This is a genomic window from Enterobacter sp. RHBSTW-00318, assembly GCF_014101375.1.
Taxonomy (GTDB): domain Bacteria; phylum Pseudomonadota; class Gammaproteobacteria; order Enterobacterales; family Enterobacteriaceae; genus Enterobacter; species Enterobacter ludwigii.
On sequence record NZ_JABXQH010000001.1, the window covers coordinates 1,139,852 to 1,154,749 of the forward strand.

Below are 14,898 nucleotides of genomic sequence, written 5' to 3' on the forward strand. Positions count from 1 at the left end.
TTACTGCACTAACGCAATCAGTTCCTTGAGCAATTGTTCCGGTTGCTCACCGCTGAGTTCAGCGTCAACCGGCAGATACCACCAGTTATCCTTTGCAAAGGCACGGCATTTCACCGCATCTTTTTCAGTCATGATTAGCGTCTGCCCCGGAGCAGTCAGAGCCGCGACCTGATCTGGCACCAGCGCCTGATGATCGGCCAGCGGAACGCGTTTTTCAAGCCGGGCACCACACTGTTCCAGCGTCGCGAAGAAACGCGGAGGATGACCGATACCCGCCATGGCCACCAGCGCGGGTAACAACGAGACAGCACGGCGCTCTCCGGTCAACAGATTCACCGCCATTCCCGGCCTGAGATGCATAGGGATCTCACCCGGTTTGGCCTCTCCACCGTTAACAATCACCGCATCAACGGACCTGAGACGCGAAGCACGTTCGCGCATTGGTCCGGCGGGTAGCCACCAGCCGTTACCGAACCGGCGAACCCCGTCAATGACCACAATCTCTTTATCACGCGCCAGCGCGTAATGCTGCAGACCATCGTCAGTAATAATAATGTCTACCGTGTGTTCGGCAAGAAGTGCCTGAACGGCATCACTGCGTACCGGGGAAACCGCAACAGGTGCACCTGTACGCTGGTATATCAATACTGGCTCATCACCCGCTTCAGCGGTCGTAGTTTCCGCGGTCAACAACAGGGGATACTGCGCCGCTTTTCCGCCATATCCACGCGATACCACGCCTGGGCGTATACCGCGTTTTTGCAGTTGCTCCACCAGCCAGATCACCACCGGTGTTTTACCGTTGCCGCCAGCCGTCAGGTTACCCACCACGACAACCGGCACCGGCGCGCGCCATGCTTGCTTCAACCCCAGACGGTAAAGCAGACGAATGACGCCGCTCACCAGGCCATAAAGCCAGGAAAGCGGCAGAAGCAGCAGCCACAGCGGTGATTCACCGGACCAGATGCGTGCAATCATTCGCCGAATTGCATCTTATGCAGTTGGGCGTAAACGCCGCGGTGCGCCAGCAAATCAGAGTGGCTTCCGCGTTCGACAATCACGCCATCTTCAACAACAACGATTTCGTCAGCCTGCTCGATAGTCGACAGACGGTGCGCAATCACCAGCGACGTACGGTTCTTTTGCAGCTCATCCAGCGCAGACTGAATGGCACGTTCAGATTCCGTATCCAGCGCAGAGGTTGCTTCATCCAGAATCAGAATCGGGCTATCACGCAACAGCGCACGAGCAATGGCGATACGCTGGCGCTGGCCACCGGAGAGCAGTACACCGTTCTCACCGATAATGGTATCCAGACCGTTATCCATCTTGTTGATAAAGTCCATCGCATAGGCCATACGAGCGGCCTTTTCAATCTCCGCACGGCTGTACTCTTCTGTACGCGCATAGGCAATGTTATTTGCCACAGTATCGTTGAAGAGATGCACATTCTGGGAGACCAGCGCCACCTGGTTACGCAGCGACTGCAGGGTATACTCCCGCAGGTCATGGCCATCCAACAGGATTTCACCCTCGTCGATATCATAGAAACGGGTGATCAGGCTGGCGATGGTGGATTTACCTGAGCCAGAGCGGCCTACCAGCGCAACGGTTTTACCCGCGGGAATGGACAGGTTGATATTACGCAAAGCCGGCGTTTCGCGGCCAGGATAGGTGAAAGTCACATTGCGGAATTCAACATCGCCGTGGGCGCGTTCAATCTCGCGTTTACCTTCATCTTTCTCCTGTTCGGTATCCAGAATGCTGAACAGGGTCTGGCAGGCAGCCATCCCGCGCTGGAACTGAGCGTTGACGTTCGTCAGTGATTTCAGCGGACGCATCAGGGCAATCATCGATGAGAAGACCACGGTGATGGTACCTGCCGTCAGCGTCTCCATCACGCTAGGGAAGCTGGCCGCATACAGAACGAAGGCCAGCGCCAAAGAAGCGATCAGCTGGATGATAGGGTCAGAAATTGAAGAGGCCGAAACCATTTTCATCCCCTGCAGACGCATTTTGTTGCTGACTTTATCAAAGCGTTTGGTTTCGACTTCCTGCCCGCCGAAAATCAACACCTCTTTATGCCCTTTCAGCATCTGCTCAGCGCTGGTCGTAACCTGGCCCATCGTGTTCTGCATATTCTTACTGATGTTGCGAAAACGCTTTGAAACGACGCGAATAGCAATAGAGACAACCGGTGCCAGCACGATAAGGATCAGTGACAGCTGCCAGCTGTAATAGAACATCATGATGAACAGACCAATAATCGATGCACCTTCACGCACCACGGTAATCAGCGCGTTGGACGACGATGATGCCACCTGCTCGGAGTCGTAGGTAATACGTGACAGCAAGGTACCGGTAGACTGCTTATCAAAGAACGCTACTGGCATGCCCATCATGTGGCCAAACAGCCGACGGCGCATGGTCATAACGACTTTCCCGGAAACCCAGGAGATACAGTAGCTCGAAATGTAGCTGGTGATACCGCGTAAGATCATCAGTCCAATAACCACCAGTGGCATCCATATCAGCACTGAGCGATCTGTTTTACCAAAACCGTCATCCAGTAACGGTTTGAGAAGCGATAACATAAACGTATCGCTGGCTGCGTTGAGGACTAACGCTACACCCGCCACGATCAAGCCTGCTTTAAAAGGTGCAATCATCGGCCAGAGTCGGCGGAAGGTTTGCCACGTGGAGAGATCTTTGTCGTTATGCATTCAAAAAACCAGCATCTGTTGAAATAGCCGCATATTCTACCCGTTATCTACGGGCGCGCCAAACCACTGATGATACCAACGCGGTAAATATTCATCACGTACGCGCTGTATTTGCCATCGATGTTGCGAGAATGTCACCGATATTTGTCCAGAATGGGGGGTATCGTGCCAGATATAGCCCTCTTTTCGATAACGTCTGATAACTTTTGCCGACGGAAAATGCCATGCGTTATAGCGGGCCGCAGAATCGAGCGCGATCCTCCCCTCTACCCGTTGCACCAGTGACAATGATGAAGACGTATTGCTGCCATGATGGGGTACCTGTATTACAGTGGACGTCAGATGACGCCAGTAATGGCTAAGCATAGTCTGTTCCGCTTGCGCTTCAATATCCCCCGTAAGCAACGCACTCTGCTCACCATCGTCGATTTTTACCACGCAGGAGCGATTGTTCCCCCTTTCGGAATAGCCCTCAGGAGGCCAGTGGACGGTGATGGTTAACCCCTCCCACATCCATCTCTGCCCGCGAAAACAAGGCCGATGTTCCGCCCGGCCTAACGGGCTTCTTATCCATAACGTGGGCCATGTTTTTTGCAGCGTCACCAGGCCGCCCGCATGGTCGAGATGCTCATGACTGAGGATGACGCCTTCTGGTTGCAAATGGTGCCAGCGTAGCCACGGAATGATTAACTGCCGGGCGCTATCACCCCCCGGCCAGGCGAGCCCGGTATCATAAAGAAGGGCTTTACCGTGGCGTTCAATGACCATTGCCAGTCCCTGCCCCACATCCAGCATATGCAGTGTCCAGCCCTCACTTCTCACCGTTCGCCAGAGCGGAAATGCCAGTAAGACACTCCCTGCCAGACACACTGCAGGAACGGATTTCCAGGCATGAAAGCGCCAGCCGATAATGGCAAGCCAGGGCAATAACGTCAGGTATTGCCATCGTTCATCTACATTCTGCCAGCCATCCGGCAGGCGCATCAGCATCCAGAACAACCCCCCCAGGGATTTATTGGCTGCAAGCCAGAGGACACTTTCCAACGCCGTCAGCGGCAACAGATGAAGCAACATTCCGGACAGGATCAGCGGTACGCAGATAAAAGTGACCAGGGGGACGGCAAAGAGATTAGCCACCAGGGAAGAGAGGCTGAACCCATGAAAAATCAGCACCTGTAATGGCATGAGCAGAAGCAACATGCCGGTTTGCAGATAGAGCAGATTCAGCAAAGGCTGTAACCAGCGAACCCGGTGCCCGCGAGGAAGAGGCAGCCACTGAAACCAGAAAATCAGCGCGGCGACGGCAAACGCTGAAAGGACCAGACTTTGAGAAAGCACGGCTAAGGGATCGCTTATCAGGATTGCCGCGATACAGCAACACCACACCTGCCAGGGAGACCACTGACGGGCGCCAATGCGCAATGCGGCCAGCACGGCAAGTGCGATAACCGTTCGCAATGCGGGCGGTTGCAGCCCGGTAAGCCAGGCGTAGAAAGCGGCAAAGAGCAACCCAGCCAGGAGAGGAATCTGCCAGTGGATCCAGTGGCCCGGCATCAAGAACTGAAGCCCACGCGCAAGTAACCAGACGATGGATGCGGCCAGCGCAATATGCAGACCCGAAATTGCCATCAGGTGCAGCGTGCCGGTGTCGCGCATCAGATCTTTAATTTCCCGGGGCACCTCCAGACGTTCTCCCATCCCCAGCCCAAGCATAACCGCGCCCCAGTGAAAAGCAGAAAGCCGGTGTTGCAGTGACATCAGGTACTGAGCACGCAAGCTGCAGTTTTCATCGACGATTTTCGCCTGCGTAAAACGTCCGCTGAGCGTCTGGTGTCGGGCAAAGGCGCTTCGCTGGGGATCATATCCCCCGTCGTTTAGCTCGCCATGCACAGGCCGGAGCCTGAGCGTCATAGCCCAGCGCTGACCGGCACATACCTTTTGCGGCAGGTAATTGCCATACAGCGTCACGCCCGTGGATGCCCACCAGCGTTGACCATCGACACGCAGAATGTTGCCCTGATGCATTGTTGCACCATCGGTGGCCGTGATTTCTATCTCTGCCTGCACTGCTCCCGTCGTTAAATGTTGCATCGGCCAGACGCTTTCCTGCGCGGCAAGAAGACCCCAGACACAAAATAACACCACGATCCCCATATACTTCAGGACGTTGTGTCGCTGGACGGCCAGCGCTATCCCACCGGCTATCATTACCCACACGGTATGACGTTCAGGCAGGACGGGTAACCAGAGTAACGGCATGATCGCCAGAATGGCGCAAAGACTTATCGCGGGAATGCCCATTACTACCTCCCTGTTTGAGGGTGACAGTATGGAAGCAGGCAGGGTGAGTCGTCAGCCAGAAGAAACGCGGTTTACAGCGGGCGCTGAAGCATTTTTATCCGTTTGCAGAAAACAAAAGGAAAATTGCGCGGCATCTTCAGAATAAAAGCGACAGGCACAAAAAAAGCACCCGCAGGTGCTTTCTTTCGAACCCAGTTTAGCGCTGATGGCTAAACTCAGTTGCCGTAAATGTTGGCGCGATCGCGCAGTTCTTTACCCGGCTTAAAGTGTGGAACGTACTTACCTTCCAGTTCGACTTTATCGCCAGTTTTCGGGTTACGCCCGGTACGTGGAGCACGATAGTGCAGAGAAAAACTACCGAAACCGCGGATTTCAATGCGCTCGCCCTGGGCAAGAGTGGAGGCCATATGCTCCAGCATCTCTTTTACGGCATCCTCCACTGCTTTCGCAGGGATATGCGGTTGCTGACTGGCAAGTCTTTCAATCAATTCTGACTTGGTCATGATTCCTCCGGTTCCTTTCAAACCAATTAGCTGAACAGCTCATTAAACAAGGGCGGCCGTAGCCGCCCTTTGTTATTGATTACAGGACGAATCCTCTAATCTGTCAAGTTTGCTCCTCATCCTTCTCGCTGTAAATGCGTTACAGCTCAAAATGATGCGGACAACCTGATATTACTCGCCTTTAGCTGCTTTGAAAGCTTCAGCCATTGCGTTGTTAGAGAAGTTTGCATCTTCCTGTTTGTTAACAGTGGCGATTGCATCTTTCTCATCAGCTTCGTCTTTAGCACGAACAGACAGGCTGATTGCACGGTTCTTACGGTCAACACCGGTGAACTTAGCTTCAACGTCGTCACCAACGTTCAGAACCAGAGTGGCATCTTCAACGCGGTCACGTGAAGCTTCAGAAGCGCGCAGGTAACCTTCAACGCCGTCAGCCAGTTCTACGGTTGCGCCTTTAGCGTCAACTGCAGTGACTTTACCGTTTACGATTGCGCCTTTCTTGTTCAGTGCAACCCAGTTGTTGAACGGATCTTCTGCGAGCTGTTTAACGCCCAGGGAGATACGTTCACGCTCTGCGTCAACCTGCAGAACAACTGCAGCGATTTCGTCGCCTTTTTTGTATTCACGAACTGCTTCTTCGCCTGCAACGTTCCAGGAGATGTCAGACAGGTGAACCAGGCCATCGATGCCGCCGTCCAGGCCGATGAAGATACCGAAGTCAGTGATAGACTTGATTTTACCTTCAACACGGTCACCCTTGTTGTGGGTTTCCGCGAACTGCTGCCATGGGTTGTTTTTGCACTGTTTCAGGCCCAGGGAGATACGACGACGTTCTTCGTCGATATCCAGAACCATAACTTCCACTACATCACCAACGTTAACAACTTTGGATGGGTGGATGTTTTTGTTGGTCCAGTCCATTTCGGAAACGTGCACCAGGCCTTCAACGCCTTCTTCGATTTCAACGAAGCAGCCGTAGTCAGTCAGGTTGGTAACGCGACCAGTCAGTTTAGTACCTTCTGGGTAACGCTTAGCGATAGCTACCCATGGATCTTCGCCCAGCTGTTTCAGGCCGAGGGATACACGAGTACGCTCGCGGTCGAACTTCAGCACTTTAACAGTGATTTCGTCGCCCACGTTCACGATTTCGCTTGGGTGCTTAACGCGTTTCCACGCCATGTCGGTGATGTGCAGCAGGCCATCAACGCCGCCCAGGTCAACGAATGCGCCGTAGTCAGTGAGGTTCTTAACGATACCTTTGACTTCCATGCCTTCCTGCAGGTTTTCCAGCAGCTGATCGCGTTCTGCGCTGTTTTCGGATTCGATAACGGCACGACGGGATACAACAACGTTGTTACGCTTCTGGTCCAGCTTGATTACTTTGAACTCAAGCTCTTTGCCTTCGAGGTGCAGGGTGTCACGGACTGGACGAACGTCTACCAGAGAACCTGGCAGGAACGCACGAATACCATTCAGCTCAACAGTGAAGCCACCTTTAACTTTGCCGTTGATAACACCGACCACAGTTTCAGCTTCTTCGTAAGCTTTTTCCAGCGTGATCCAAGCTTCGTGACGTTTAGCTTTTTCACGGGAAAGCAGGGTTTCGCCGAAGCCGTCTTCTACTGCATCCAGAGCAACGTCAACTTCGTCACCAACCTGGATTTCCAGCTCGCCCTGGGCGTTTTTGAACTGCTCTGCCGGAATGGCGGACTCAGATTTCAGACCGGCGTCAACCAGTACTACGTCTTTGTCGATAGCAACAACAACACCACGAACGATGGAACCCGGACGGGTTTCGATTGTTTTTAAGGATTCTTCAAATAGTTGAGCAAAAGATTCAGTCATGTTTAATCTTCAGGTTAATATAACGTCCACCTGGCTCCGTGCCGGATGGGGTTGTTTCACATACCCGCCGTCAATCCATTGCAGCGGGGGTACTGCTAAATCGGTCGCAATTACGCGAGTGCCAGTTTTTGGCGCGCATATTGTAGCGCTTTTTCAATCACTTGCTCAATAGTTAAACTGGTTGAATCCAGAACTAATGCATCTTCTGCAGGAACAAGTGGGGCGACGGCGCGGTTACGATCGCGGTCATCGCGCTCTTTTATCTCGGACAAAAGGCGATCAAAGTTAACACTAAACCCCTTTTCCTGCAACTGAAGCATGCGGCGTTGAGCCCGTTCTTCCGAGGAGGCGTCGAGGAAAATTTTCACTGGCGCATCAGGGAAGACAACGGTTCCCATGTCACGCCCGTCAGCGATCAGGCCAGGCAGCTCACGGAAGGCGCGTTGACGGCGCAGCAGTGCTTCACGCACGCGCGGGAAAGCGGCAACCTGTGACGCGGCATTCGCCACGTCCTGAGTCCGAATTTCACCGCTGACATCTTCACCTTCGAGAATCACTTCCAGATTTCCGTTGGTAGAGATAAAGCGAACATCAAGATGGGTAGCCAGCGGAACCAGCGCGTCTTCGGAGGCCACATCAACATGGTGATGAAGCGCCGCAAGCGCTAACACGCGGTAAATAGCACCAGAGTCCAGCAGATGCCATTGCAATGCTTCCGCCATTGCCTTGCACAAGGTGCCCTTTCCTGCACCGCTTGGGCCATCAATGGTTATGACCGGGGCAATTGCCGTCATCTTTATCTCCTTAAACAGGCATACCGTTAACGTAAACGCCGCGCATTATACGCGCCAATGCCCACAATCGTTAACGTTGTGTGCAAAAACGCGAATTACAGGTATTTAGATGAAGAATTATTGCGCAATGATACTTCTACATCGTTCGCGTTGCTTGCAGGCGGCAGGCGCACATCTTCAGAAGTGTAGATCATCACGTCAATGAGTGGGAACGGTGTAAGCGCGCCAGCACAGAGGCTGGCGCGAAGGCAAATCAGGTAGGGGTACTGATACGCGCCAATTGCTCGAAGTAGTCCGGGAAGGTTTTCGCCGTACATTTCGGGTCGAGAATGGTCACCGGCGTATCGGAGAGCGCCACCAGCGAGAAGCACATTGCCATGCGGTGATCGTTATAGGTGCCGATTTCCGCAAACTGCAGTTTTGCCGGAGGCGTGACGCGGATGTAGTCTTCGCCCTCCTCCACTTCGGCGCCCACTTTACGCAGTTCGGTCGCCATCGCGAACAGACGGTCAGTCTCTTTTACGCGCCAGTTGTAAATATTACGCAGCGTCGTGGTGCCTTTTGCGAAGAGCGCCGCCGTGGCAATGGTCATCGCCGCATCCGGGATATGGTTCATGTCCATATCGATAGCGTTCAGCTCGCCATGGGTGCAGGAGATGAAATCATCGCCCCAGGTAATCGTGGCGCCCATTTTTTCCAGCACGTCAGCAAAACGGATATCGCCCTGAACGCTGTTACGGCCAATGCCGGTCACTTTCACCGTACCGCCCTTAATTGCCCCTGCCGCCAGGAAATAGGAGGCAGACGAAGCATCACCTTCCACAAGGTAATGACCCGGAGACTGGTACTGCTGCGCACCGCGAACCACGAATTGCTGATAAGCGCGGTTTTCCACCTCAACCCCAAAGGTTTTCATCAGGTGCAGCGTAATATCAATGTACGGTTTAGAGACCAGGTCGCCTTTGATGGTGATGACCGTATCCTGTGGTGCCAGCGGCGCAGTCATCAGCAGAGCCGTCAGGAACTGGCTGGAGACGCTGCCATCCACGTCGACGTTACCGCCATTGAAACCACCGCGCAGACGCAGAGGCGGGTAATTTTCCTGCTCCAGATACTCAATCTGCGCGCCGCCCTGACGAAGGGCATCCACCAGATGACCAATGGGACGCTCTTTCATGCGCGGCTCACCGGTCAGCACAATATTGTTGCTGCCCAGGCACAGGGCCGCCGCCAGCGGGCGCATCGCCGTCCCCGCATTACCCAGAAACAGTTCACGCTCTTCAGCCGAGCGTAACGCGCCGCCGTTGCCGGTCACTTCACAGCGGGTGCGGTCGTCAGACAGCGTGTAATGAACTCCCAACGCTTTCAGCGCATTGAGCATATGGCGCACGTCATCGCTGTCCAGCAGGTTTGTGAGGACGGTGGTGCCGTTTGCCAGAGCTGCCAGCAGCAGAGCGCGGTTCGAGACACTTTTTGAACCAGGCAGATTAATGGTGCCATCTACCCGCGCGATAGGTTGTAACGTCAGGGATTCCATGAAACTTAACTCTCAACTCAACATAATAAAAACCCCGCAGCAGAGCTACGGGGGTGAAAAACAGCGTACTTAACCGTGGCGACGTTCGAAGTCGATCATGAAATCGGTCAGGGTTTTAACCCCTTCCAGCGGCATCGCGTTATAGATAGAGGCACGCATACCGCCTACAACACGGTGGCCTTTCAGCGCATGCAGGCCTGCAGCGAAGGACGCTTCAAGGAAGACTTTATCCAGGTTGCTGTCCGCCAGCTGGAACGGCACATTCATACGAGAACGGTTAGCTTTCGCGACATCGTTACGGTAGAAATCGCTCTTATCGATCACGCCATACAGCAGGTCGGCTTTCTGCTGATTGATTTTGTCCATCTGCGCCACGCCGCCGTTTTGCTTGAGCCATTTAAAGACCAGGCCAGAGAGGTACCAGGCAAACGTAGGGGGGGTGTTGAACATGGAGTCGTTATCGTTGAGGACCGTATAATCCAGAATAGACGGGCAAGACTGATGGGCTTTACCCAGCAAATCTTCGCGCACGATGACGATCGTCAAACCCGCCGGGCCGATATTTTTCTGCGCACCCGCATAGATAACACCGTAACGGCTGACGTCAATTGGCGCGGACAAAATGGTAGAGGAGAAATCGGCTGCAACCACGACGTCTTTACCGAAGTTCGGGGTCTCGTCGATGGCAATCCCGTCGATGGTTTCATTTGGGCAATAGTGCAGGTACGCAGCGTTATCAGAGAGCTGCCATTCGCTCATCGGCTTCACGGCACGCAGGCCATCAACGGTAATTTTGGCGTCGATAACATTTGGCGAGCAGTACTTTTTGGCTTCTTTAACCGCACTTGCCGCCCAGTAACCCGCATCAACGTAGTCTGCCGTGGTTTTGTCGCCGAGGATATTCAGCGGGACGCCAGCAAACTGACCGCGGCCACCGCCGTGGCAGAACAAAACTTTGTAGTTTGAGGGAATGTTCAGCAGATCGCGAAAATCCTTTTCTGCCTCTTCCGCCACCTGAATAAACTCTTTACCACGGTGGCTGATTTCCATCACCGACGTACCCAGACCGTTCCAGTCACAAAGTTCCTGTTGAGCCTGTTTAAGCACGTCTGCCGGCAACATCGCCGGACCTGAACTGAAATTAAAGACTTGAGCCATTTCCCCTCACCACGCTAAAAGCAATAAGTTATAACTGTGGATATCGGTTTTATCATTCAGTGACACGCGCCGCAATGTCTAAAACTTATGACCGGTGAAATGTGTCCCGCGTCACACAATACAATCTGCCACCTCTCTGCGGCAAAACCGACAATATGGCTGTCAGGTAAGGCGTTTGGCCCGGCTAACCTTCGTCCATTCCGGATTTGTACAGCGGGGACATAATTGATGATCGCCCGGCTGCATCGCCACAACATGGCTACATCTTATACAGGCATATTCGCCTGACTCAGGCACGGTCGTGAAACACTCAATAAGCATATCCGGCAGAATACAGAGCCCCGGCTTCACCTCGTCGTCAGCATAGTAATAGACGCTGATTTGCCCGTTCGTTTCCATGATTGCCAGCCGCACCTGCCCGAGTTGTTCAACGCTATTCAGACGCAGTTCCATAAAAAACTCGAACTCGGTCATGTTGGCACTCTGTACATTTTCCCAGGCCAGCCGCCCGTTCTCGACGATAACCACCGGCTTCCCTTCGAGAAGATCTTCCAGCTTTTCACTTTTCGACATCAGCCACATGACAAGCCGGTAAAGTAGCGCCAGTGAGACAAAAACGATAAAGACCGGCACCATCGGCACATCGTCGTAAAAGGCAACATCCCCCGCCGCTGAACCCAGCGTCAGAATAATCAGCACCTCAAAGAGGGACATCTGCCGGACGCCACGCCGCCCGGTGATTTTGAGAAACAGAAAGACCAATACAAAGGTATACAGGCTGCGCAGGGCCACTTCGCCCAAAAATTCGGGAGGAACTTTATCAAACGCCATCCGCTGGAGATCAAATGCTTTCATTTTTCTATGCCTTAACAGTAAGTTACTGTCTGTAAGCATAGTCGAGTCTTTTATTTTCGCCGAAGATAGCACCTGTCACGCAAAACCCGTATCATTGCGCGCTTTACGTACGATAAAAGTGAACGCCATGACTCAAACGTTTATCCCCGGCAAAGACGCCGCTCTGGAAGATTCCATCGCTCGCTTCCAGCAGAAACTGACCGACCTGGGCTTTAATATCGAAGAAGCCTCCTGGCTCAACCCGGTGCCTCATGTCTGGTCCGTGCATATTCGCGATAAAGAGTGTGCCCTGTGCTTTACCAATGGTAAAGGCGCGACAAAAAAAGCGGCACTGGCCTCTGCGCTGGGTGAGTATTTTGAACGTCTGTCGACCAACTATTTCTTCGCCGATTTCTGGCTGGGTGAAACCATCGCCAACGGCCCGTTTGTGCACTATCCGAACGAAAAATGGTTCCCGCTGCCTGAAGACGACGCGCTGCCGGAAGGCATTCTCGACGCGCGTCTGCGTGCGTTCTACGATCCGGAAAACGAACTGACCGCCAGCATGCTGATCGATCTGCAGTCCGGCAATGAGGATCGTGGTATCTGCGCCCTGCCGTTCACGCGTCAGTCTGATGAGCAGACCGTCTATATCCCGATGAACATCGTTGGCAACCTGTATGTGTCCAACGGTATGTCTGCCGGTAATACCCGTAATGAAGCGCGCGTACAGGGGCTGTCTGAAGTCTTCGAACGCCACATTAAAAACCGCATCATTGCCGAATCCATCAGCCTGCCTGAAATTCCGGCTGACGTGCTGGCGCGCTACCCGGGCGTGGTGGAATCCATCGCCAGGCTGGAAGCGGAAGGTTTCCCAATCTTTGCCTATGACGGCTCACTGGGCGGTAAATACCCGGTTATCTGTGTGGTGCTGTTTAACCCTGAAAACGGAACCTGCTTCGCCTCCTTCGGCGCGCACCCTGACTTTGGCGTGGCGCTGGAGCGTACCGTCACCGAATTACTGCAGGGCCGTGGCCTGAAAGATCTGGACGTGTTTACGCCACCGACCTTTGACGATGAAGAAGTGGCCGAGCACACCAACCTTGAAACCCACTTCATCGACTCCAGCGGTTTGATCTCCTGGGATCTGTTTAAGCAGGACGCGGACTATCCGTTCGTCGACTGGAGCTTTGCAGGTACCACCGAAGAAGAGTTCGCCACGCTGATGGCTATCTTTAAGGCGGAAGATAAAGAAGTCTACATCGCTGACTACGAACACCTTGGCGTGTACGCCTGCCGCATTCTGGTGCCGGGCATGTCCGACATCTATCCGGCAGAAGACCTGTGGCTGGCGAACAACAGCATGGGCGCGCACCTGCGTGAAACCCTGCTGGCCTTGCCGGGCAGCGAATGGGAAAAAGAAGATTACCTGAACCTGATCGCGCAACTGGACGAAGAAGGCCATGATGACTTCACCCGCGTACGCGAGCTGCTGGGTCTGGCGACCGGTAAAGATAACGGCTGGTATACCCTGCGTATTGGTGAGCTGAAAGCAATGCTGGCACTGGCTGGTGGCGATCTGGATCAGGCTCTGGCCTGGACCGAGTGGACTATGGAGTTTAACCAGTCTGTCTTCTCTGCCGAGCGCACTAACTACTATCGCTGCCTGCAAACCCTGCTGCTTCTCGCGCAGGAAGACGATCGTCAGCCGCTGCAATACCTGAATGCGTTTGTTCGCATGTACGGTGCTGACGCCGTTGAAGCCGCCAGCGCAGCACTGAGCGGTGAAGCGCCGTTCTATGGTCTTCAGGCTGTGGATAGCGACCTGAAAGCCTTCCCGGCACATCAGTCTCTGCTGAAAGCGTATGAAAAATTGCAGAAGGCGAAATCCGCTTACTGGTCAAAATAAGCGCATATAACATTATCAGCTGTAGGCGTATTCAATCGTCTGGGCTATATTACGGGGCAATTTCATTGCCCCGTTTTTTATTTTTTTCGGCAATGACTGTTGATTGTAATAATAAAGTTAAATATGGGTAAATATAATAATATTTACCTGGACTTTACTGTTACTTTTTATGGTAATTACTCCATATTAATTAACTGTTGCAGAGGTGGCCGAAAGAAATAATTCAACTCTTTTCATAACTTTTAAAATTTATTTTTATACGGATAATCAAATACTTACTCCGCTTTTGCTGTAAATCCATACACATTGCGGGCCTATAAGCCAGGCGAGATATGATCTATATCAATTTCTCTTCTATAATGCTTTGTTAGTATCTCGTCGCCGACTTAATAAAGAGAGAGTTAGTGTGAAAGCTGACAACCCTTTTGATCTTTTACTCCCAGCTGCTATGGCCAAAGTTGCCGAAGAAGCGGGTGTCTATAAAGCAACGAAACACCCGATGAAGACGTTCTATCTGGCGATCACGGCTGGTGTGTTCATCTCTATCGCGTTTGTCTTCTACATCACTGCCACCACCGGTACTGCCGCGATGCCTTTCGGCATGGCGAAACTGATTGGCGGTATTTGCTTCTCACTGGGACTGATTCTTTGCGTCATCTGCGGCGCCGACCTCTTCACTTCTACAGTGTTGATTGTCGTGGCAAAAGCCAGCGGAAGAATTACCTGGGGTCAACTGGCGCGCAACTGGCTTAATGTCTATGTTGGCAACCTGATTGGCTGTCTGCTCTTTGTTCTGTTGATGTGGCTCTCTGGCGAGTATATGACCGCCAACGGTGGCTGGGGACTCAACGTCCTGCAGACCGCAGACCACAAAATGCACCACACATTTATCGAAGCCGTTGCTCTCGGCATCCTCGCTAACCTGATGGTATGCCTGGCTGTCTGGATGAGCTACTCGGGTCGTAGCCTGATGGATAAAGCCATGATTATGGTTCTGCCGGTTGCGATGTTTGTTGCCAGCGGCTTCGAGCACAGTATTGCGAACATGTTTATGATCCCAATGGGAATTGTAATCCGCAACTTTGCAAGCCCGGAGTTCTGGACTGCTGTTGGTTCAACCCCGGAAAGTTTCTCTCACCTGACTATTATGAATTTCATTACTGATAACCTGATCCCTGTCACTATCGGGAACATTATCGGTGGGGGTCTGTTAGTTGGGTTGACATACTGGGTCATTTACCTGCGTGGCGACGACCATCATTGATGGTTATCTCAGGCAGTAAATAAAAAATCC

The 14,898-nt window shown here is 52.9% G+C and carries 11 protein-coding genes; 2 read left to right on the plus strand and 9 right to left on the minus strand.

What is annotated here, in order from left to right; all coding sequences use genetic code 11:
- From lpxK to HV157_RS05745, 9 genes are all read right to left on the minus strand, one after another.
- The gene (lpxK, locus tag HV157_RS05705) at positions 1-978 is read right to left on the minus strand and encodes a tetraacyldisaccharide 4'-kinase (RefSeq protein WP_182268402.1); all 978 of its coding nucleotides are present in this window, start codon (positions 976-978) and stop codon (positions 1-3) included.
- Complete coding sequence (msbA, locus tag HV157_RS05710) at positions 975-2,723, minus strand: lipid A ABC transporter ATP-binding protein/permease MsbA (RefSeq protein ID WP_020884816.1); 1,749 nt, start codon at positions 2,721-2,723, stop codon at positions 975-977. The genes lpxK and msbA overlap by 4 nt, the downstream gene beginning before the upstream one ends.
- 36 nt (positions 2,724-2,759) lie before the next feature.
- A complete protein-coding gene (locus tag HV157_RS05715; protein WP_182268401.1) occupies positions 2,760-5,024 on the minus strand; it encodes a ComEC family protein in 2,265 nt (754 codons plus the stop codon).
- Positions 5,025-5,239: 215 nt separating this feature from the next.
- Positions 5,240-5,527, minus strand: coding sequence for an integration host factor subunit beta (gene ihfB / locus HV157_RS05720; RefSeq protein WP_008499965.1), 288 nt, complete (start codon positions 5,525-5,527; stop codon positions 5,240-5,242).
- Between the two features lie 171 nt (positions 5,528-5,698).
- On the minus strand, positions 5,699-7,372 hold the full coding sequence (gene rpsA, locus HV157_RS05725) for a 30S ribosomal protein S1 (RefSeq protein WP_014169387.1): 1,674 nt from the start codon (positions 7,370-7,372) through the stop codon (positions 5,699-5,701).
- A gap of 110 nt (positions 7,373-7,482) precedes the next feature.
- Entirely contained in the window at positions 7,483-8,166 is a 684-nt protein-coding gene (cmk, locus tag HV157_RS05730) for a (d)CMP kinase (RefSeq protein ID WP_014169386.1), read from the minus strand.
- A 253-nt stretch (positions 8,167-8,419) separates the two neighbouring features.
- Entirely contained in the window at positions 8,420-9,703 is a 1,284-nt protein-coding gene (gene aroA, locus HV157_RS05735; RefSeq protein WP_182268400.1) for a 3-phosphoshikimate 1-carboxyvinyltransferase, read from the minus strand.
- Between the two features lie 69 nt (positions 9,704-9,772).
- The gene (gene serC / locus HV157_RS05740; protein ID WP_025204554.1) at positions 9,773-10,861 is read right to left on the minus strand and encodes a 3-phosphoserine/phosphohydroxythreonine transaminase; all 1,089 of its coding nucleotides are present in this window, start codon (positions 10,859-10,861) and stop codon (positions 9,773-9,775) included.
- A gap of 162 nt (positions 10,862-11,023) precedes the next feature.
- On the minus strand, positions 11,024-11,716 hold the full coding sequence (locus HV157_RS05745; RefSeq protein WP_149376122.1) for a DUF421 domain-containing protein: 693 nt from the start codon (positions 11,714-11,716) through the stop codon (positions 11,024-11,026).
- Positions 11,717-11,843: 127 nt separating this feature from the next.
- Between HV157_RS05745 and ycaO the strand changes: the two genes are divergently transcribed.
- Complete coding sequence (ycaO, locus tag HV157_RS05750) at positions 11,844-13,604, plus strand: 30S ribosomal protein S12 methylthiotransferase accessory factor YcaO (protein WP_020884821.1); 1,761 nt, start codon at positions 11,844-11,846, stop codon at positions 13,602-13,604.
- A gap of 406 nt (positions 13,605-14,010) precedes the next feature.
- Positions 14,011-14,868: a formate transporter FocA gene (gene focA / locus HV157_RS05755; RefSeq protein WP_025204555.1), complete on the plus strand. Its 858-nt coding sequence runs from the start codon at positions 14,011-14,013 to the stop codon at positions 14,866-14,868.
- Positions 14,869-14,898: the final 30 nt, after the last annotated feature.

Bases quoted from the DNA above. Each gene is read 5' to 3' on its own strand.
- aroA (WP_182268400.1), bottom strand. From the start codon at position 9,703: ATGGAATCCCTGACGTTACAACCTATCGCGCGGGTAGATGGCACCATT.
- HV157_RS05715 (WP_182268401.1), bottom strand. From the start codon at position 5,024: ATGGGCATTCCCGCGATAAGTCTTTGCGCCATTCTGGCGATCATGCCG.
- serC (WP_025204554.1), bottom strand. From the start codon at position 10,861: ATGGCTCAAGTCTTTAATTTCAGTTCAGGTCCGGCGATGTTGCCGGCA.
- ihfB (WP_008499965.1), bottom strand. From the start codon at position 5,527: ATGACCAAGTCAGAATTGATTGAAAGACTTGCCAGTCAGCAACCGCAT.
- msbA (WP_020884816.1), bottom strand. From the start codon at position 2,723: ATGCATAACGACAAAGATCTCTCCACGTGGCAAACCTTCCGCCGACTC.
- ycaO (WP_020884821.1), top strand. From the start codon at position 11,844: ATGACTCAAACGTTTATCCCCGGCAAAGACGCCGCTCTGGAAGATTCC.
- rpsA (WP_014169387.1), bottom strand. From the start codon at position 7,372: ATGACTGAATCTTTTGCTCAACTATTTGAAGAATCCTTAAAAACAATC.
- HV157_RS05745 (WP_149376122.1), bottom strand. From the start codon at position 11,716: ATGAAAGCATTTGATCTCCAGCGGATGGCGTTTGATAAAGTTCCTCCC.
- lpxK (WP_182268402.1), bottom strand. From the start codon at position 978: ATGATTGCACGCATCTGGTCCGGTGAATCACCGCTGTGGCTGCTGCTT.
- cmk (WP_014169386.1), bottom strand. From the start codon at position 8,166: ATGACGGCAATTGCCCCGGTCATAACCATTGATGGCCCAAGCGGTGCA.